The sequence below is a fragment of the Domibacillus tundrae genome, assembly GCF_000970675.1.
GTDB lineage: Bacteria > Bacillota > Bacilli > Bacillales > Domibacillaceae > Domibacillus > Domibacillus tundrae.
In genome coordinates, this window is the sequence record NZ_LAJA01000001.1 from 296,046 (window position 1) to 314,764 (window position 18,719).

The window sequence follows — 18,719 nt, forward strand, 5'->3', positions numbered from 1 at the left end:
TTATTAAAAAATCTCGGTTACTTCACGGTCGATCAGGCTGGCGCCTTTTGCGGTAACAAATGAGCCGGTTGTAGCGATGAAAACATTGGATGCGATAATCGCGTCCATTGCCTGCTGGACCGCTGCAGCATTGACCGGTTCGACGGGCGCATCAACCGTAATGCTTGACGTGCCGCCGCCTGCTGTTGTGAATTGAAGCTGCAATGTTTTGGCCATGCAAAACTCCTCCTTATTTAAATGGGATGTTTTGACTTCTGCGTTGTGCACAGGACGTGCACGTTCTTAGCAGAAGATCCTTGCTTGAACAGGATGTTTTGACTTCTGCGTTGTGCACAGGACGTGCACGTTCTTAGCAGAAGATCCTTGCTTGAACAGGATGTTTTGACTTCTGCGTTGTGCACAGGACGTGCACGTTCTTAGCAGAAGATCCTTAATCATGAATCGTTAATGTGTCGTTTCGTTCAATTGATGCGAGCGGTATCGATGACAGTGTGGCGATGGCGGCGGCTGCAGTGCTGAATTGATCCGGTGTTGCGGCCGATTTTACGTTTGAATACGATTTCGATTTGAAAACCTGCTTGCCGTTTTCGTCAACCCCGTTGTCAAACACGAGGCGAAGCGATGAGTTCATTAACGTTGCTTGAGCCATTTTTTTCCCCTCCTTTCACTCCTTATGTACAGGAGAGAGGAGAAAATCGATACTCCTGTTTCAAAAAACTTTTTCTGCATAAAAAAGAGGCTTCTTAGAGGTCATCAATGCACCCTTTTAAGACAGCCTCTTCTTTTTTATTTTCGTTTCACGTAATCCCGCCATTGATGAACAGGCTGCCAGTTTAGCAGCTTTTTAGCTTTTTCGTTACTTAACAGGGTGCCGTATTCGGCCAGATCCCCCCGGATGTCAACGTTTGGATAAACGGTTTTCATGAGCTCACGGCTCGGAATGTCCATGCTTGTCTCATCAGATGCAATGTTGAGCGCGACGGAGCCGAGGCCGTTTGTCTCAATGGCTTTCATACAGGCAGCCGCAACGTCACGTGTATCGATATAGCTCCACAAAATGGTTGTGCGCTGCATCGGATCGTGAATGAAATCAGGGAAGTTCGCATACATTTCAGGCGCGATGACGTTGCCGAGCCGAAGCGAAACAACCTGCATGCCAGTGCGGCGGTGAATCATGTCGGCTGTCTGTTCATTAACGATTTTCGACAAACCGTAGCTTTCTTCCGGCAGCTGCGGGTGTTCTTCGTCAATTGGTACGTACTGTGGCTCGAGATTCTGCTTGGAGAAACAAATGCCGTATGACGATTCACTGGACGCGATGACGGCTTTTTGGATTCCAAGTCCAGCCGCTGCTTCAAGAATATTGTAGGTGGTCATGACATTGTTTTCAAACGTCACTTCATTCGGGAAAATATACGCCTGTGGAATAGCGGCTAAATGAACGACCGCGTCTGCCCCTTGCAGCACACCGTACGCTTCGCCTAAATTGGTTAAATCGGCGGTCACATTTTGCGCATCCGGCTGCGACGGTTTCACGCGGTCCACATTGACGACAGTATAGCCTGCCTCCACAAATTCATGGACGACCGACCGGCCGAGTAAACCGGTGCCGCCTGTGATCACGACTTTTTTCATTGTACTTCACCCGCTAAAATGGACTCGATTTGGGCCAATTCCTCGTCGGAAAAGTCGAGATTGTCGAGTGCTTTGACGTTTTCTTCAATTTGGCTTACCTTGCTTGCGCCGATTAATGCAGAGGTTACACGTTCGCCGCGCAGTACCCAGGCGAGTGCCATTTGGGCCAAAGACTGCCCGCGTTCTGCCGCCACACCGTTCAATGCGCGGATTTGCGCCCGGACGTTATCGTTAATGCGGTCTTCCTGCAGGGCGCCGGTTTCTTTTGCAGCACGGGAATCTTTCGGCACGTCATTTAAATATTTATTTGTTAACAGTCCTTGCGCAAGCGGGCAAAAGGCGATGGAGCCGACACCGTTTTCATCGAGTACATCCTGGAGGCCGTCTTCAATCCAGCGTTCAAACATCGAGTACATCGGCTGGTGAATGAGAATCGGCGTGCCAAGGTCTTTGGCGATTTTTACCGCTTCTGCTGTTTGTTCGGCTGAATAGCTGGAAATGCCGACATACAGCGCTTTTCCCTGGCGGACGAATAAATCAAGCGCGCCAATCGTTTCTTCAAGCGGCGTATCCGGATCCGGACGGTGCGAATAAAAGATATCGATATAGTCCAGGTTCATCCGTTTTAAGCTTTGGTCGAGGCTGGCCGTTAAATATTTTTTCGAACCCCATTCGCCGTACGGTCCTTCCCACATGTAATAGCCGGCTTTGGATGAAATAATCATTTCGTCGCGGTACGGGGCAAAATCGGTGCGCATCATGTCGCCAAACATCGATTCTGCGGAGCCTGCCGGCGGGCCGTAGTTGTTGGCAAGGTCAAAGTGGGTGATGCCAAGGTCAAATGCGCGGCGCAGCATCGCACGGCCATTTTCAACCATGTCGACGCCGCCAAAATTGTGCCAGAGGCCGAGAGAAATCACGGGCAGCAAAAGCCCGGATTTTCCGGTTCTACGGTATTGCATACTGCCTTTGTATCGATCGGGATTCGCTAAATAGGTCATCTGAAATCTCCTTTTTGTGAAAGTCTATCTTTAGTGTAACGCTTTCATTTTTGAATGGAAAGTAGTGAATTTTTTAAAAGGTAGTATGGTACGATATAGGTACTATAAAAAAGATACTAAGGGGGACCTAGATTGAAAAACAAAGAAATCGTCATTGAATGCTCCATTGAAAAAGCACTGAACATTATCGGATCGAAGTGGTCATTTTTAATTTTACGAGAATTGTTTTGCGGCACAAAGCGATTTGGGGAGCTTGAACGCGCCGTACAGGGCATCAGCCCGAAAGCATTAACCGACACGCTGCGCCACATGGAAGCGAATGACATCGTTGTGCGGGAAGTCTATCCGACGGTCCCGCTTCGGGTTGAATACACATTGACCGAAAAAGGACAGGATTTTCATAAGATTATTAAAGAAATGAAGATTTGGGGATCGAAGTGGGGCTAGAATGACGGTCGGAAAAAAAAGTGTAATGGTCGAATTCCGCACCGTGGCGGTCGGAAAAATCGTTTATCGACCGTGGCGTAAAAGAATTCGGCCGTCAGCGACATTTATTCGATCGTCAGCAAGACAAAAAGCTGTCTCTGCAAAAACCAAGACAGCTTTTTTTGTTGTTATTCTTTCATTTTTTCAGGCAGATTCTGAATGGACTGAATGACGCCATCGAGTTTCGTTTCAATCCGATACAGCAGGTAAAATGTGACAGCAATCGGAAATCCAACATCTTGAATAAGCGGCAAAATCGTTTCCATAAAGCAATCCCTCCTTTCTAGTTGTTATATACAGTGAATGCGCTGAAATCGAAACCGGACCGGGCAGATCAGTAGAAATAGTATGCATTCGTATAGAATCTATGAAGCGGTTCCGCTGCTGAAAAAGAAATTCAACGACTCGATCTCTATGGATAAACACAAAAATGCGAAAAGACACCGTGAAGCAGCTGTTCACGGTGTAATTGATTCATAGACTGTGGTCCGGGCACGTCCTTTTCGCTTCGAATAATAAAGTGCTTCGTCCGCTTTACGGATTAAAAGGGCCGGGTCGTCACCAAGATTCGGTATCAGTGTCGCGCCGCCGATGCTGACGGTGATGACCTTATCTTTCGCATCTTCGTGCAAAAGAGCGAGATTTTCCACAGCGCAGCGGATTTTTTCAGCGAGTCCGAAGCTTTCCACAGGCACGCCGGGCGGCAAAATAACGGCCAGCTCTTCACCACCGTAGCGCGCGGCCACGGTACCGGTTTCTTTCGCAATCATGTCAACAGTTTCCGACACACGCCGCAGCGCTTTATCGCCAGCATCATGGCCATACCGATCGTTGTATTTTTTAAAGAAGTCGATATCCAGCAAAAGCAGGGACATCGGCTTTTTTTGTGTAATCGCTTCTTCCCATGTCAGCCCCAGTACATCATCAAAATAACGCCGGTTGCCGATGCCGGTCAAACTGTCACTAAGCGACAGCCGCGTGAGCATTTCATTTGCCTGCCGCAAATTTTTTTCCGCTTGCTTTCGCAGCGAGAATTCTTGTTCAAGCGACTGGGCCATTTGATTGTAAGCGCCATTCAATGCTTTAAATTCGTCAAGGGACTTGGCCGCTGCACCTTCAGAGATTCGGTGCTTATAGTTGCCGAGACGGATGATAACCGTTGCTTCAAGCAGCCGGTGAATCGGAAACATAATTTGCTGCACCAAAAGATTAATGACACAGTACGCCAAAATAAATATAAACAATAAAATAGCACCCATCATCCAGATTGTACGCCAAAACGCCCCATTGATTTCTTTTGTGGCTACTTCGCCGATGAGAAGCCACTGACTGCCATGAAGCCATCGGTATTGACCGATTACATTTTCACCTGCCGCACTTTTGTAGGATCGGTCTATCGATTCACCGTTTTCTGCGAGACGGAATATGATGGCTTCCGCGAGTGAATATGGATCGGCTTCCGTTCTGCGTGACAAAACAATGCCGGTTTCATCCGTTAAATAAAAACGGCCCGTTTCTCCGTAGGATGTTTTATTGACGATAGACGCGATGGCCTCAAGTGTAACCGTTCCCGCCAGTACGCCGTCTGTTACGCCTTGTTCATTAAAAAGCGGGGCTGAAAAGACAATCACTGGCTCTTGGTCGCTGCGCCGTCGGATGGCACTGCTCGTAAAAGATTCACCGGCAAGCGCAGCCTGGAAATACTCACGATGCGCAGCATTCACTGTGTCAATCGCTTTCGGGTCATTGGTCGCATAAATAATTTGCCCGTCCATATTCAAAACAGACATATTATCAAACACCTGGTTATCACGATCCGTAAAATGCTGGATTTGCTTATAAAGGGATGAGCGTGACTGGGGGAGGGAAGCCATCACAGCTGCTTCTTCGGATCGTTCGTTCAGCCAGTTGTCCATCGCCTGCTGCTGCATATCGAGCACTTCATTCAAATGTTTATACGTTTCTTGTTCACGATCGTCGTAGACAAACGCGGCGAGCGGCAAAACAGCCAGCAGCCCGCCGACCAACAGCAAAAAGACAGTAATAACTAAAAAGCGGCCCTTAATTGTATTAGTGGACTGTAAATGAAACCGCCTCGCCAGCTCCAACACGCGCCACCCTCCTCCTTTATACCTCTTTTTATTTTACAATTATTATGAAAATTTATCTATTATATTTCCAAAATATTTATTTAAATAAGAAAAAAGAGCCACTAAAAAAGAATCAGGTCTCTAAAGGATTGATCGTTATTTTTCCGCGGCCGAGCTGTTTAGATTTGTACAATGCTTTATCAGCGTACTGAATAAGCAGCCGCGGGGACAGAATGGGAGATGGAGTCATTGTGGCGATGCCGACACTGACTGATAAAACGCCTGTCGGTGATGATATATGCGGGATGTTCAGCTGTTGAATCGCGGCTAAAAGATCCACACCAATTGTATGTACGTCCTTTTGGGATCCAGGTGGAAGAATCATTGCTAATTCCTCGCCGCCATAACGCGCAGTGAATAAGCCGTATTTTTGCGCTGTTTCATCCAGTGCCGCCGCCACAAGCTGAAGAGCACGGTCGCCAGTATCATGGCCGTAATGATCGTTATACATTTTAAAAAAATCTATGTCGAGCAGGAAAAGTGACAAGGGCTGTCCAGATTTAGATGCGGTATGAAACAGCGAAGCCAGCTTCTCGTCAAAATAGCGCCGGTTGCCGATGCCGGTCAGTCCATCGCTTAAAGACAAACGCCGCAGCTGTTCATTTGTCCGGCGCATGTCTTCTTCAGCGTGCAAGCGGAGGTCTTGTTCTTTTTGAAGATCACTTGCCATGTCATTATACGCTCTGCCCAGCTCACTGAACTCTTTTGCCGAATGGGTCATCGCGTTTTCGTCAATCCGATGATCATAATGACCTTTGCGCAAAATAGACGTTCCTTCAAGCAATGCCTGGATTGGCCTGGTTATTTGCTGGATTAAATGGCGTGTGAAAAAATAGGAAATAAAGAAAACAAATAAAAGAATGATGGCCATGAAAAACAGTGTATCGTGGAACGGCTGTTCAATTTCCGCTGTCGATACTTCACTGATCAGCACCCACTCTTCCTGATTGATCCACGTATACTGACCGAGCGATTCAACACCATTTGCATTTACATACGGTTCTGTCCGTTTTTTATGTTGAAGCGCATCTTGAAACAAGCCGGTATTTTTCATGGAAGCCGGAAATGTATTGGATGAAGCGCTGAGTATTAATATCGCGTATCAGCTCATCCTGCCATTCACTGAGGAGCTCACTTTGCATATGAAGCACTCCATTTAAATTCAGAAGTGCATCCTCTTCACGCTGCTCTTGAACAAAAATCAACAGCGGCAAAATAGACAGCAGTCCACCGAACAAAATTAAAAACGCAATGCCGGTAAAAAAACGTCCTTTGAGCGTCGTTAACATCCAATCATACATGCGTGAAACTAGCCTCATTTTTTCTCCTCCACCGCGTTTCTCTTTTTTATTGTAACAAATTCACTGAAAAGGTATCGTTTTCTCTTCATTTTCTGTATATGAAAAATAAAAGGGGTTTTCCTCATGTCAAAACTCATCCAACACGAACGGCCGCTCCTTATTTTACCGGAGCTTGCGGCTGAAATTGGGTTAAATGAAGCCATTATTTTGCAGCAAATTCACTACTGGATCGATAAAAAGAAACACGTTATTGAAGGAAAGAGCTGGGTGTACAATACATACGAAGACTGGCAGAAGCAGTTTCCCTTTTGGAGTGTGACGACCATTAGCCGGACGCTCAAAAGCCTGGAGAAGCAGGGGCTTATTTTAACCGGGAATTTCAATATAATGGCATTTGATAAAACGAAATGGTACACGATTCAGTACGACGCAATCGGTCAATTTGACCGGACGAATGAGCCAGAACGGCCAGGCGATGCAGCCACGTTGGACAGCCCTATACCAGAGAAGAACAAACAAAAGACTTCAACAGCAGATTCTTCTTTATCGGAACGCGCCAAATTTGAACAATCACTTGGAAAAGAAAAGGTGACCGAAGCGATTAGCATCGCCAAAGCAAAAGGGATTACAGCATGGGCATACGTAAGCAAAATTTTGTGCAATTGGGAAAACGATCGTCAACGCACAAAAAAACCAGTCCGGCAAGAAAAGCTGCCAGGCTGGTTTAAAAAACAAGAAACAATGGACATGCCGGATATGGATTTTGAAAAAGACCGTGAAGCGTTAAGGCGCGAGCTCGCCGCACGCTTCGAGCAAAAGGTCGACAATATGGACGGCACGGACGCTGTCTGATAAGCCTTCTCGTTCAATGCCAAGCTTCATTTGCAGCAGGCAGCCCGGATTGGCGGTGACAATCGTATGCGCATTTGTTGCTTTTGCTTTGTCCATTTTATGGTCGAGAATTTGCATCGACATCTCGCTTTCGACAATGTTGTAGATGCCGGCGGACCCGCAGCACGAGTCGGCATTGTCCATTTCGCGGTACTCTGCGCCCGTGATCGACTGCATTAACACACGCGGGGCGATATGGGTGTGCATGACGTTGCGCAAATGACACGAATCCTGGTACGTAATGACCTGTGGATTTACGTTTAGCCCAACGCGTTCATGGAAATTCAGTTCAAACAAAATTTGCGTAATGTCTTTAATCTTCGCTGTAAACGCTTTGGCGCGTTCGCTGTAGTCAGGATCGTCTTTTAGGAGGTGATCGTAGTCGATTAAAAACGCTCCGCAGCCGCCGGCGTTTGTAATAATAAAGTCCGCATTTGTTTGTTCAAACGCGTCGATGTTACGCTTGGCAAGTTCTTTGGCGCCATCCTTTTCGCCACTATGGCCGTGAAGCGCGCCGCAGCAATTCTGCCCGTCTGGAATAACGATGTCGCAGCCCGCTTTTTGCAAAAGCTTCACGGTGGCATTGTTTGTATCTAAAAACATGGTGTCCATTAAGCAGCCGGAGAAAAAAGCGACTGTTGCTTTTTTTTCAGCCAATGCAGTAAAAGAACGTCCGCGCTTTTTCATGTCGCTTCGCTTCGGTACAGCAGGAAGGGCGCGCTCCATCGCCTGCATGCTATCTGGAAACAGCTTCATAAAGCCGAGTTTTCGCGCTGTTTTTTGCAAGCCGCTCCGCTGGTAAATGCCGAGCAGGGTAACCGCGTGTTCCATCCGGTTTTGGTGTGGGAACAAGCCTTCAAACACCGTTTTACGGATTGCTTTTGTCTGCGGCTTAAATTCATTATGATCGGCGAAAATACTACGTGCTTCTTCAAGCAAATGGCCATAGTTGACGCCTGCCGGACAAACGGGCTCACACGCCCGGCAGCCGAGGCATAAGTTCAGTGACCTTTCGACTTCTTCGTCTGGTGCGATCAGTCCGTCATGGACCGCTTTCATGAGTGCGATCCGTCCACGCGGCGACTGGCTTTCATCAAAGCCGGTTTCGATGTATGTCGGACAAGAGGGGAGGCAGAAGCCGCATCGCATGCAGTTGAGGAGCTCGCCTTCGTCCATGCGCAGGCTGAATTGTTCTTGAATGGCTTTTTCGCGTACTGTCATCGTTGTCATTGTGTCACCACCACCCGTTTTCTCGTTTCTTTTGCAAACATTTTGCCCGGGTTCATGATGTTGTCCGGATCAAACGAATGCTTGATTGCTTTCATAATGGCAATGCCTTCCGGACCCATTTTCCATTCCAAGTACGGTGCTTTCATCATGCCGACACCGTGCTCGCCGGTAATCGTGCCGCCGAGTTCAATCGCTTTTGCGAAAATATCCGCAAATGCCGCTTCGACCCGTTCCATTTCATCATGGTCGCGTGCGTCAGTCGGACACGTCGGATGCAGGTTTCCGTCGCCGGCGTGGCCGAACGTGGCAATGCGTACGTTATGTTTTTCCGCAATCTCATTGATTGCTTTCACCATGTTGGCGATTTCCGAACGTGGCACGGTCGCATCTTCTAAAATCGTTGTCGGCTTTAGCCGGGCGAGAGCGGAAAGAGCGGCTCGCCTTGCGGTTGTAAGCGCCAGCGCTTCCGCTTCGGTTGCAGCAATCTGCACCGAAACGGCCTGCTCGCGTGTGCAGATCGCAGCCATCTTTTCTATGTCACGTGCGACAATTTCCGGTGGACCGTCTTGTTCAATGAGCAGCACGGCTTCAACATCCGTCGGCAAGCCGATTTGAGCAAAATCTTCAACGGCAATGAGTGTCGGCCGGTCCAAAAACTCAAGCGTCGCCGGAATAATTTTCGCCGCGATGATTTCACTGACGGACTTTGCCGCCGCATCCATGCTGTTATACAGAGCCAGCATCGTTTGTTTCGTTTCCGGCATCGGAATAAGCTTCAGCGTCGCTTCCGTAATGACGGCAAGCGTGCCTTCTGAGCCGACGAGCAGCCTCGTTAAATCGTAACCGGCCACGTCTTTGGCGAGCTTGCCGCCGGTCCGGATGATGTCCCCGTTTGGCAAAACCGCCTGGAGCGCCATCACGTAATCGCGTGTTACACCGTATTTTAAGCCGCGCAGGCCGCCTGAATTTTCGTTAATATTGCCGCCCATCGTCGAAATTTTCATTGAGCTCGGGTCCGGCGGATAAAACAAGCCTTTTTGTTCCACAGCTTTGATCATGTCGAGCGTGACGACACCCGGCTGCACCGTCACGGTTAAATTTTCTTCATCAATCTCTAAAATATTGTTCATATGTTTAAACAGAAGAACGATGCCGCCTTCAGAAGGAACCGTCCCGGCCGCGAGATTGGTGCCGGAGCCACGCGGGACAATCGGAATTTTTTTGTCGCGGCAAACGGTTACAATTTGCGCAACTTCTGCCGTGTTTCGCGGTGCGATAACGGCTTCTGGCATCGATTGGAAGTTCGGCGTCGCGTCGTATGAATACACAAGCCGGCCAGCGGATGACGTGATCACATTTTCCGCGCCGACGATTGTCTTGAATGTGTTAATCGTTTGAGTAGAAATCATGGAATTCGCTCCTTTTTTACTATCATAAGAGCTTTTTATAGCGATTCCTATAGAGATAAATGAAAAAAAAGCATTTTTTCTCGCTGTTATTTTGTGCGTTCATCCAAAAATTGCAGCGCGAGGTACGTAGAAACGGCGTCTTCTGTTTTTCGCACATTCTGATTAGTCAAGTCCTGCCATTTTTTCAGCCGGTAATGAAGGGTATTAATATGAATGTTCAGTGTCTCGGCCGTTTGTTTCAGTGACATATTTTGATCGAAAAAGGTCCGCACTGTGTGAATTAATTCATCATGTCCATCCGCTTTCTGCAAAATTCGTTTAATAAATTCCGCTTTCGTTTCAGGACGGATGTCATGGAGGCAAAGGGAAAGGCGGAGGTCTTGTTCATACACAATACAGCCAGGCTTCGCTGTAAGAAGCGCCCGTTCTGCCTGAGTAAATCCGATCGCTGCTGTTTCAGGCGTTACGATTTGCCCAACACCGATCCGTCCGCCGGTGAATCCGAGTAATTTTTCCAGCTTAAACCGAAGCACTGCCGCATCATCATGAACAGTATGAACGAGGAGTATACGGTCATGACCACGGTGGATGAAAAAATCCAGTCCGCGCCCATCATCCCATAAACGTGTCAGCTCGGTCACGCTGCTGTATGTAAAAGAGGACTTGATCAAAATAAACTGCTTGTCCCGCATGAGATCCACTCCGAAAATAGCTGCTCGCTCACGCAAAGGAGACGACAGTTCATCTGCTTTCAGCCAGTCATACACAAACGATTCCAGCCCGCGCATGCGCCACTGCCGTTCTTCAGAATAATAGCTTTCCTGCACCAATAGCTCGGTCATTTTCCGCAGCAGCTCCCCGTATGGCAAAATGGCTTTCGGATCACCGGTAATGCCGATGACGCCAATGACGCGCTTATCGAAAAAAATTGGCAGGTTGAGCCCGTTTTTGACTCCTTTCAGCCGTTTTTCATCTTCCTTATAAATAATCATTGTCCGGCGTTCTTTTGCACAAAGCAGCGCGCCCTCATGAAACGTGCCGACGCGTGATTCATCGGAACTCGCGATAATAATGCCGTCGATGGATACGATAATGATATCCTCATGAATAAACTTTTTCACATCCGTAATGATGTTCCGGGCCAAAAACGTTGAAAGCATGTGCTCACCTGCTTTTTCTTCCTAGTGTAGCACACCGAAATGTTCAAAAGAAAAGGAGGGATAAAAGCGGGCGTCATCATGTTTTGTCAAATATGCGAAATGTGCTTCGTATCGTTTATGCGTATAAAAACAGCCTTCTCTTGTTCGAGGGCTGCTTTCGGACATTAACCATTGCTTGTTTCTTTAACGATTGTGCCAGCAAACGTATCATGCGGGAACTGAGCGCCGTTTTGCGCTTCAAAGCGGTCCCGGTCCTTGAAATAAACAAGTCCGCTGACGGAATCGCGGTACAGAATGCGCTTGATAATCTGGCTGGAGGTCAGCGGCGAGCCGTCTTCACTTTCAAGGACAAGCCCCATTTTTTTATAGCCTGTTGTCTGCCCGGTCTTGCGCAGCTGAATGTATTCCATTCCCCACATTACCATCGTCGGGACGATGACAGAAGAGAGAAACTCGCTTTTAACCTGTTTTTTTCGGCGGAACGCCGCTCCAGCACCGGTAATGGCCAGGTTGTAAATCAGTTGGTCAATGAGTACTGCTTTTGTGCGCTTTTTCGTTACTTCCTTCATTTTTCTCCTCCTTTTCCAATTTATTTCTCTTTTTCAAAACAAAAAAACGCATACTGATTTATGAAAAAAAGTGTCCCGCCGGAAGCGGAACACTTTGATTACATGCGCCGGTTTTCGACGCTTTTCATTCGGTTTTGGTCGTCCGGTTCGCGGCTTTTGTCTTTAATGCGCTCGTTTGTTTCGATTTGTATTTGTTTAGTGTTTTTCACAAATGTTTCATCATATTTTTTTTCATCCATTAGGGATCACTCCTTTTCAGCAGTGTCCCCGTTTCCTGAAATCGTATGCGCGATATGCCGGCCATTTTGAATGCAGGCGCCGATGCCCACGCCAAAATACGAGCAGCCGGCGAGGTGGACGTTTGGATAAAACTTGTTCATTTTTTCTACGAGTTCTGCAACTGCCTGGCCGTGTCCTAAATGGTAATTCGGCATCAAGTTCGTCCACGGTGTCACTTCAACAGTCTTTGGCTTTTCCGTGATACCGAGGCTTTTTTCAAGATCTGCGAGAGCGGCTTTCACAAGCTCCGATTCGGTCATGCCGGCAAGTGCCGCGTAATGCGGATTCGAGCTTTTGTAAAATAACCGGACGAGCAGGTTTCGGTTTGCCGACGTGTGTGTCCATTTCCGGCTCGTCCACGTACACGCGTCACACGTTAAATCGGTGCCGTCCGTGACGATAAAACCGGTGCCGTCTGCAGGAAGCTGTTCATCCGGAATATCAAAGCCGAGATAAATACTGATGAGCGACGAATTTTTCAGTTCATTAAAATGTTCATCCAGCGCGGGTTCTGCCAGCATTTTTTGCGCCGCGTCATGCGGGATGGCGAGAACGACTTCATCCGCTTCAATGGATTCTCCTGTATGGAATGAAACCGAATAAACATTATCCTTCATTTCCAGATTCGTGACGGTGGTTCCTTTCAGCACGCGCGCTGACGGCGATTTTTCCGCGAGCCGGTCAATGAGTGTACCGAGGCCGCCTTGAAACGAGATAAACTTTTTGCGTGCTTTGTCCCCGAGAAACGTTTCTTTATTTGCTGAAAAGCCCTTGATAATGCTGCCGTATTCATTTTTGTATTCAAGCAAATACGGAAGCGTCGATTTCATTGTTAATTGATCGAGCTTGCCTGAATAGACGCCGGACAAAATAGGGGCGATTTGCTTTTCGACAATTTCGCGGCCTAAATAATACGTTAAAAAAGCGCCGACGGAATCATCTGGGCCAAATGGATTGTCCGTTTTGTCAAAGTCGGCAAGCGCTTCTTGTTTCCCTTCGTCGGTCAACAGTGTGCTTTCATTGAGTGATTCCACGCTGGTCGGGATGCCAAACACTGTTTCTTCCGGAATTTTATGAAGCATATTATCTGTATACAAATACGAAACACCCGTTTCGTTGTAAACGAGTTCATCTTGCAAGTCGAGTTCTTCCACAAGCGGCAGCACGCCGGTGTTCCGGGCGACAATTGAATCTGCGCCCGCTTCAATCGTAAAGCCGTCATATGTTACGGTCCGGATTTTGCCGCCAAGCTGTTCGTTTTGCTCCACAAGCACGATGTTCCAGTCCGGATGTTGATTGGTCAGGTGGTGCATCGCGGTTATTCCGGTAATGCCGCCGCCGATTATAACAACTGTTTTCATCTTGTCATCTCCTCAAGACGATGATAGCACTTTTTCAATGGATGCCTTCAACTCAATTTCGACATTTCCTTTAACAGCGCGGCTAATCATGCAGGATGTCTCTGCTTTTTCCGCAAGTTTGTGCGCTTTTTGAACATCTTTGTCAGTCGCATCCGCTTTTAACAAGACGCACGGCTTGTGAATAATTTTTTGATACGTGATAACGCCATTTGTCACATCCACTACACCTTCTGACGTCATCGTGAGTGATTCCTTTTGCAAATTATTTCGTTCCAGCATGGCGGCGAGCGTAATAATGTAGCATGTTGCGGCCGCCCCGAGCAGCATTTCATCCGGATTCGTCCCAATGCCGGGGCCGTCCATTTGGGGCGGAATCGACACCGTCGTGTTTAAATTCCCTACTTCAATTGTGCCGGTATCATTGCGGCCGCCGGGCCAGTTGGCCTGTAAAGTGAAAATATGCTTTGCCATTTCACGTCATCTCCTTTTTGTTCAGTGTAAATCATTTTAGAAAAAAGGGGGAATCGAACGTTTTGATTTCCTTTTTATGTTATATTTTGATGGACGGGGTGTCAGCCACCCGATGCTTTCACACGTTGAGGGACTGACACTGAAGGAGGCGGATAGAATGAAAAGATGGATAGTTGCTTCATGTCTTTTTGTTTTCTTAACAGGATGTGGAGACAGCAATCAAGCAGAGTTTAACGGTGAATTTGGGCAGGAAAAACAAGCAGCGTGGGATTTTTTGCAGGAACAGGACTGGACTGTGAAGGCGGAAGAGACGGCCACTGTGGATGTGACAAAAGAGGTGCAGGACGTGGAATGGGTTCGTTCGTCTGATTCAAAAGAGTGGGTGGCGGTGTCGTTTGCAGATGAAAAACCAAGTGTAGTAGGTGTACCTGTCATCCTTGTCGAGCCAGAAACGAAAGAAGTCGTCGGATATATACCGGGAGAGTGATAAAGATGATCTTAGTGAGCTCGTGCCTTGCGGGAATGAAGGTGCGGTACAACGGGACGGACCGGCTGGATGAACGTATTCGCCAGCTGGTCGAAGAGAAAAAAGCGGTGATGGTTTGTCCGGAGCTTTTAGGCGGATTTCAAACACCACGGCCGCCGGCGGAAATTATCGGCGGGACAGGTGAAGACGTGCTGGACGGATGGGCAAAAGTGGTCGATCAATTTGGTCATGATGTAACGGATATGTACGTGTCCGGCGCGATGGAAACACTAAAGATTGCACGGGAGGTCGGCGCAACAACGGTTGTCCTGAAAGAAAACAGTCCGTCGTGCGGCAGCGGATTTATTTACAATGGCACCTTTTCAGGAGAAAAAACCGCCGGAACCGGCGTAACGACCGCGCTGCTGCGGCGAAATGGAATTCATGTTTTGTCGGAAGAAGAATTTTGGTCGTGAGTGAGCACAAATTCTCCTGAATGGACACAAATTTAGATAAGTGGACACAATGGGGTATGAATGGACACCCGGTCTATTTTCTTTAAACCGGAAAGAGGAATTGATTGAAGAGGGAGTGATCGCCAAGTGAAAAAAAGAGCCGCGGCATCCATCATGATTTTCTTTCTGGCAGGCTGTTCGGCACAAACGGAGACCCTTGTCACCACCACAATTGGAAACCCAGCCGCCCAAGACGTGCTGAAACTTGAACCGGCCGCTGACATGTTTCAGCTGGACGACGTGATTTATCAAACGGATGTGGACTGGGTCGACCAGTTGTCGCTGACAAAAGGAGAAAAAGCGGGTGAAATTCAACAAAACGTAACCGTTCCAGAAGATTTCCGAGACGGTTCGGCGACTCACTTATCAAAAGGGACAGTTATTTTCAAAGCGGTTGAACAACAGGATGTTCTCATCGTGGATGTAAATGGAAAGGAAAAGTATTATTTGGCGATTTTAGAAGGATGATGGGCTTGAAAGGGACCAATCAATAGGTGCTGAATCGATAAGGAGGAAAAGGATTGAATCGGATTATTGGTACATATGAAACGGACGGACATGTGACCGAATATTCGGTGATTGGTGACGGAATACCGGTGATGGTGATGCATGGCGGCCATTCAAATTGCTATGAGGAATTCGGCTATCAGCACTTGCTGGATCATGGCTTCAAAATCATCACGCCGTCACGGGCGGGCTATGGTCTTTCCACAGCCGCTTCATTTCACGACGCGATCACCCGGTATGTGAAGCTGCTGGATCATTTAGGGCTGGACCGTGTGCATTTGGTTGGGATATCCGCCGGCGGGACGAGTGCGATTAAACTGGCTGCGTTGTTTCCGGAGAGAATCAACACGTTGACGCTGCAAAGTGCTGTGACAGGCAAGTGGCTGACAGCGGAACACACAGAATACAAAACGGCACAAGTGATATTCCGGTCTCCTATCGAACGATTGACATGGAGACTGCTGGCTGCTTTTGGCAATGCCAGCCCGCGTTTGTCGTTTAAGCCGATGTTCTCCTCTTTAAGCACGCTGTCCTATGACCAGGCGAAGCATTTAATTTGGGAAGAGGATATGGAAGATGTGCGGAAAATGAACAACCGCCAGCGGTCCGGCAAAGGATTTTTACTCGACCTGAAAAATTCAGCGCTGCTGCAGAAAGAGGATTTAGCCCGTGTGCAATGCCCGACACTGATTCAAGCAGGTATTAATGACCGTTCTGTCTCAAATGCTCATGCCTATTTTGCCAAGCTTCATATTTCTTCCGCTTCGCTGAAATTGTACAATACGTGGGGGCATTTAATTTGGCTTGGGGAAGGGTCAGAACAAGTCGGAAAAGACGTTATCGCTTTTTTGGAGGCACATCAAGAAAGCGGCAGGCAATTTTGAACATTATGGTAAATATATCCATCGACAATCGTGAAGTATCGGATTTGCGTGAGAAAGTCGGCTGGGACCGCCGTGATCAGGACTATCCGATTCTTTTTGAACGATGTAATTTTTGGGCAGGTGCCCGGCATCACGATGGAGAACTTATCGCGTTCGGCTACGTGTGCGGCATGGGGCTGCAGCATGGCTACATGGAGGACATTCTTGTTCATCCCGATTTTCAAGGGCAAGGAATTGGCCAAATGCTGGTGAAGCGACTGCTGGAGGAAGCTGAACAGGCTGGACTTGATATTGTTACGTTGACCTTTGAAGAAGAAAGAACAGGCTTTTATGAAAAATGCGGGTTTAAGATGAGCGGCGGGGGCGTGTGGCGTAAATAAAAGGAAGGCGATTTTTCTTTTCGTGCAGGAATAGAGAAAAAGCAGCGCTGCTTTGACGGGTCTCGGATGTCGTGAACCGGATGAGGTAAAGGAGAATGAAGGAATGCGTTTTGGAAAATGGCTTGTTTTGGTGATTTATTTACTCGTTTTGACAAAGTTTATTTTGTTTAAGCACGTCCCGTCGCTAAACTCTTTGCAGATGATGGATAAAAGCCAGCTGGTGCTTCGGTGGGAGTCAGCTAATCTCATTCCGTTTCAATCGATCCGCCTGTTTTTAGCGCCATCAAACTTAACGCCAGCGATCCGGATTCAAAATTTGGCCGGCAATGTTCTGCTTTTTGTCCCACTCGGTCTGTTATTGCCTCTCTGGTTTCGCCGCTGCCGCCGGCTCCTTTACGTGACAGGGGCAGCGGCTGTACTAAGCCTTTTCTACGAAGTGGTTCAGCTTTTATTCGGCTTCGGCAGCTTTGACGTGGACGATCTGCTCCTTAACACGATGGGCGGAATGATCGGATATGGGCTGTTTTTTCTTTTCAAAAAAAGAAGGAAGGACCAAACGTGAAAAAAAGAGCGGTGTGGATGAGTTGAAATATGACCTGACCACCGGGAGAATACCGGGGAACCATTAACGGCTTAGCCGCACTATTTGAAGTAGAGAATTCATAAGTGTTTAGCAGATAACAGCATCAGGAGGGGTTCGTTTGATTATTCTTGTGACCATCATTTTATTTATCTTTTTATTTGATTTCGCTAAAATAAGGCAGCAAAATCAAACGATTATTGACCAAAATGAAAAAGTCATTTCCTTATTAGAAGAAATTAAAAACAAATAGGATTATTCAACGGTGTTTTTTTCATTTTTTAAAATGAAGAAGCAAGTTAGCACTGCTTGAGCCGGTATAATAAAATTTGGGGCGGTTTCCTGTGCGCTAGGGCCGGTAAAATTTTTTACCGGTCCTGACACAGGAAATACCGGCCTAAAATAAAAAATACCGCCCTTAGCCAAGGAAACGGTCTTATTTTAGGACCGCTTCATTTATTCGAACCGGCTCATCGCTCACAAGCCACGGTTGTTCATATAGTTGAGAAAAACAAATCATTTTATGCGCCGTTAAATCTTTCCGTTCAAGCTGGCGGGTGTGCGCCATGTGCGTTTCTTTCAACACTTGAATATCTCCCTTGTATCTTTCTGTCATAGGACCGTCCGAATCATAGGAAACGGATTGATTAAAGGGATAGAGCCATGCCAGCCCGAGGACTACCGCAAGCAGCAAAATCCACCTTTTCCTGCGCTTCATTAAGAGCAGTCCCAGTTGTACCAGGCGTTTTCAAACTTTTTCGCTTTTAAATCTTCGGGTGAGATAAAGAAGTTGCCGATGCCGGCATCGCCCCACATAAATTCCCAGTCCTGCCCGCTGCCATAGCACGAATCAAGCTGGAACAACAGGAGGTCATGTTGTTTCCCGTCATTCAAATATTCACGTGGATCCGCCTGAGTAAAACTTGGATAGCCGCCAAGCTGTGTGCCAAAGCCAAGCATCTCTTCATATTTCTCATCGTACGGATCGAAGCCGTCAAACTCGTATTTTCCCGTGCCAAACGTCTGCTCAAATTCAACCGAATCCGTCAGGAGAATTTGTTTGGTTAGAGAGGGAATCATCGCCAGTTCCGTATCCACAATCGGAAACTTTTCTTCCTCCTGAAACGGTATATGCAGCGCCAGTTGTTCCTCTCTTGAATAACTTTCCGCATCAAATGATTCAAAATAAAGCACCCGATATCCCCCTTTATTGTCGTAATTATCAAAATCCGCCCCAATCAGGTCGTCGTAGAACCAGTCGCTGTCACAAAAGACACGATTCGCACTACTGTAGTAAAAGATGGCTATTTAACAGAAGAGCAGGTATATGGAAAATAAATGTGAAGGAGCCGTCTCAGAAGGAGACGGCTCCTTTTTTGATGAGCGGCAGAATTTTGAGATTGCATGGCTGAATAACGACTAGGTTTATCCAGATTCCGCCCTG

26 protein-coding genes are annotated in these 18,719 nt (G+C 47.4%); 9 read left to right on the forward strand and 17 right to left on the reverse strand.

Going from position 1 to position 18,719, the window contains the following annotated elements; translation table 11 throughout:
- Positions 1–3: 3 nt before the first annotated feature.
- From VQ00_RS01380 to mgrA, 4 genes are all read right to left on the reverse strand, one after another.
- Positions 4–216: a DUF2922 domain-containing protein gene (locus VQ00_RS01380; RefSeq protein WP_046178336.1), complete on the reverse strand. Its 213-nt coding sequence runs from the start codon at positions 214–216 to the stop codon at positions 4–6.
- 214 nt (positions 217–430) lie between these two features.
- The gene (locus tag VQ00_RS01385) at positions 431–649 is read right to left on the reverse strand and encodes a DUF1659 domain-containing protein (protein ID WP_046178337.1); all 219 of its coding nucleotides are present in this window, start codon (positions 647–649) and stop codon (positions 431–433) included.
- A gap of 137 nt (positions 650–786) precedes the next feature.
- Positions 787–1,635: an NAD-dependent epimerase/dehydratase family protein gene (locus VQ00_RS01390; RefSeq protein ID WP_046178338.1), complete on the reverse strand. Its 849-nt coding sequence runs from the start codon at positions 1,633–1,635 to the stop codon at positions 787–789.
- On the reverse strand, positions 1,632–2,636 hold the full coding sequence (gene mgrA / locus VQ00_RS01395; RefSeq protein ID WP_046178339.1) for an L-glyceraldehyde 3-phosphate reductase: 1,005 nt from the start codon (positions 2,634–2,636) through the stop codon (positions 1,632–1,634). The genes VQ00_RS01390 and mgrA overlap by 4 nt, the downstream gene beginning before the upstream one ends.
- Before the next feature lie 132 nt (positions 2,637–2,768).
- On the opposite strand from mgrA, the gene VQ00_RS01400 reads away from it, so the two are divergent.
- Positions 2,769–3,083, forward strand: coding sequence for a winged helix-turn-helix transcriptional regulator (locus VQ00_RS01400; protein WP_046178340.1), 315 nt, complete (start codon positions 2,769–2,771; stop codon positions 3,081–3,083).
- A 167-nt stretch (positions 3,084–3,250) separates the two neighbouring features.
- Here VQ00_RS01400 and VQ00_RS01410 read toward each other — a convergent pair whose 3' ends face one another.
- The 4 genes from VQ00_RS01410 to VQ00_RS01425 all read right to left on the reverse strand — a co-directional run bounded on the left by VQ00_RS01410 (position 3,251) and on the right by VQ00_RS01425 (position 6,591).
- Positions 3,251–3,388: a YvrJ family protein gene (locus tag VQ00_RS01410; RefSeq protein WP_046178342.1), complete on the reverse strand. Its 138-nt coding sequence runs from the start codon at positions 3,386–3,388 to the stop codon at positions 3,251–3,253.
- Positions 3,389–3,580: 192 nt separating this feature from the next.
- On the reverse strand, positions 3,581–5,233 hold the full coding sequence (locus VQ00_RS17585) for a sensor domain-containing diguanylate cyclase (protein ID WP_052728262.1): 1,653 nt from the start codon (positions 5,231–5,233) through the stop codon (positions 3,581–3,583).
- Positions 5,234–5,345: 112 nt separating this feature from the next.
- On the reverse strand, positions 5,346–6,311 hold the full coding sequence (locus tag VQ00_RS17590; RefSeq protein ID WP_052728263.1) for a GGDEF domain-containing protein: 966 nt from the start codon (positions 6,309–6,311) through the stop codon (positions 5,346–5,348).
- Positions 6,286–6,591, reverse strand: coding sequence for a hypothetical protein (locus VQ00_RS01425; protein ID WP_046178343.1), 306 nt, complete (start codon positions 6,589–6,591; stop codon positions 6,286–6,288). Before VQ00_RS01425 ends, VQ00_RS17590 begins: the two co-directional genes overlap by 26 nt.
- 105 nt (positions 6,592–6,696) lie before the next feature.
- On the opposite strand from VQ00_RS01425, the gene VQ00_RS17595 reads away from it, so the two are divergent.
- On the forward strand, positions 6,697–7,425 hold the full coding sequence (locus VQ00_RS17595) for a DnaD domain protein (RefSeq protein ID WP_052728265.1): 729 nt from the start codon (positions 6,697–6,699) through the stop codon (positions 7,423–7,425).
- Here VQ00_RS17595 and VQ00_RS01435 read toward each other — a convergent pair.
- The 7 genes from VQ00_RS01435 to VQ00_RS01460 all read right to left on the reverse strand — a co-directional run bounded on the left by VQ00_RS01435 (position 7,357) and on the right by VQ00_RS01460 (position 13,943).
- Positions 7,357–8,694, reverse strand: coding sequence for a (Fe-S)-binding protein (locus tag VQ00_RS01435; RefSeq protein WP_046178344.1), 1,338 nt, complete (start codon positions 8,692–8,694; stop codon positions 7,357–7,359). The two genes, VQ00_RS17595 and VQ00_RS01435, sit on opposite strands and share 69 nt — an antisense overlap.
- Positions 8,691–10,103, reverse strand: a complete 1,413-nt coding sequence (gene glcD / locus VQ00_RS01440) for a glycolate oxidase subunit GlcD (protein ID WP_046178345.1) — start codon at positions 10,101–10,103, stop codon at positions 8,691–8,693. The genes VQ00_RS01435 and glcD overlap by 4 nt, the downstream gene beginning before the upstream one ends.
- A gap of 86 nt (positions 10,104–10,189) precedes the next feature.
- Positions 10,190–11,263: a CdaR family transcriptional regulator gene (locus tag VQ00_RS01445; RefSeq protein WP_046178346.1), complete on the reverse strand. Its 1,074-nt coding sequence runs from the start codon at positions 11,261–11,263 to the stop codon at positions 10,190–10,192.
- 164 nt (positions 11,264–11,427) lie between these two features.
- Positions 11,428–11,832, reverse strand: a complete 405-nt coding sequence (locus VQ00_RS01450; RefSeq protein WP_046178347.1) for an RDD family protein — start codon at positions 11,830–11,832, stop codon at positions 11,428–11,430.
- 98 nt (positions 11,833–11,930) lie between these two features.
- Positions 11,931–12,071 (reverse strand): hypothetical protein, encoded by a 141-nt coding sequence (locus VQ00_RS18385; protein ID WP_156153941.1) that lies wholly within the window; start codon positions 12,069–12,071, stop codon positions 11,931–11,933.
- 6 nt (positions 12,072–12,077) lie between these two features.
- The gene (gene hemG / locus VQ00_RS01455; protein ID WP_046178348.1) at positions 12,078–13,472 is read right to left on the reverse strand and encodes a protoporphyrinogen oxidase; all 1,395 of its coding nucleotides are present in this window, start codon (positions 13,470–13,472) and stop codon (positions 12,078–12,080) included.
- A 12-nt stretch (positions 13,473–13,484) separates the two neighbouring features.
- Positions 13,485–13,943, reverse strand: coding sequence for an OsmC family protein (locus VQ00_RS01460; protein ID WP_046178349.1), 459 nt, complete (start codon positions 13,941–13,943; stop codon positions 13,485–13,487).
- 157 nt (positions 13,944–14,100) lie between these two features.
- Between VQ00_RS01460 and VQ00_RS01465 the strand changes: the two genes are divergently transcribed.
- The 7 genes from VQ00_RS01465 (at position 14,101) to VQ00_RS19300 (ending at position 17,528) form a co-directional block, all read left to right on the forward strand.
- On the forward strand, positions 14,101–14,430 hold the full coding sequence (locus VQ00_RS01465) for a hypothetical protein (RefSeq protein ID WP_046178350.1): 330 nt from the start codon (positions 14,101–14,103) through the stop codon (positions 14,428–14,430).
- Positions 14,431–14,435: 5 nt separating this feature from the next.
- Entirely contained in the window at positions 14,436–14,885 is a 450-nt protein-coding gene (locus VQ00_RS01470) for a 2-thiouracil desulfurase family protein (RefSeq protein WP_046178351.1), read from the forward strand.
- Positions 14,886–15,011: 126 nt separating this feature from the next.
- Positions 15,012–15,392, forward strand: coding sequence for a hypothetical protein (locus VQ00_RS01475; protein ID WP_052728267.1), 381 nt, complete (start codon positions 15,012–15,014; stop codon positions 15,390–15,392).
- A 53-nt stretch (positions 15,393–15,445) separates the two neighbouring features.
- A complete protein-coding gene (locus VQ00_RS01480; RefSeq protein ID WP_046178352.1) occupies positions 15,446–16,315 on the forward strand; it encodes an alpha/beta fold hydrolase in 870 nt (289 codons plus the stop codon).
- A 5-nt stretch (positions 16,316–16,320) separates the two neighbouring features.
- Entirely contained in the window at positions 16,321–16,695 is a 375-nt protein-coding gene (locus VQ00_RS01485) for a GNAT family N-acetyltransferase (protein ID WP_172645536.1), read from the forward strand.
- A 103-nt stretch (positions 16,696–16,798) separates the two neighbouring features.
- Positions 16,799–17,257 (forward strand): VanZ family protein, encoded by a 459-nt coding sequence (locus VQ00_RS01490; RefSeq protein WP_046178354.1) that lies wholly within the window; start codon positions 16,799–16,801, stop codon positions 17,255–17,257.
- Between the two features lie 139 nt (positions 17,258–17,396).
- A complete protein-coding gene (locus VQ00_RS19300) occupies positions 17,397–17,528 on the forward strand; it encodes a hypothetical protein (RefSeq protein ID WP_281175881.1) in 132 nt (43 codons plus the stop codon).
- Positions 17,529–17,711: 183 nt separating this feature from the next.
- On the opposite strand, the gene VQ00_RS01495 is transcribed toward VQ00_RS19300, so the two are convergent.
- Positions 17,712–17,993 carry a hypothetical protein gene (locus VQ00_RS01495; protein ID WP_156153942.1) on the reverse strand — a complete coding sequence of 94 codons (282 nt, stop codon included), beginning with the start codon at positions 17,991–17,993 and terminating at the stop codon, positions 17,712–17,714.
- Entirely contained in the window at positions 17,993–18,583 is a 591-nt protein-coding gene (locus VQ00_RS01500; protein ID WP_082091424.1) for a DUF1963 domain-containing protein, read from the reverse strand. The genes VQ00_RS01495 and VQ00_RS01500 overlap by 1 nt, the downstream gene beginning before the upstream one ends.
- Positions 18,584–18,719: the final 136 nt, after the last annotated feature.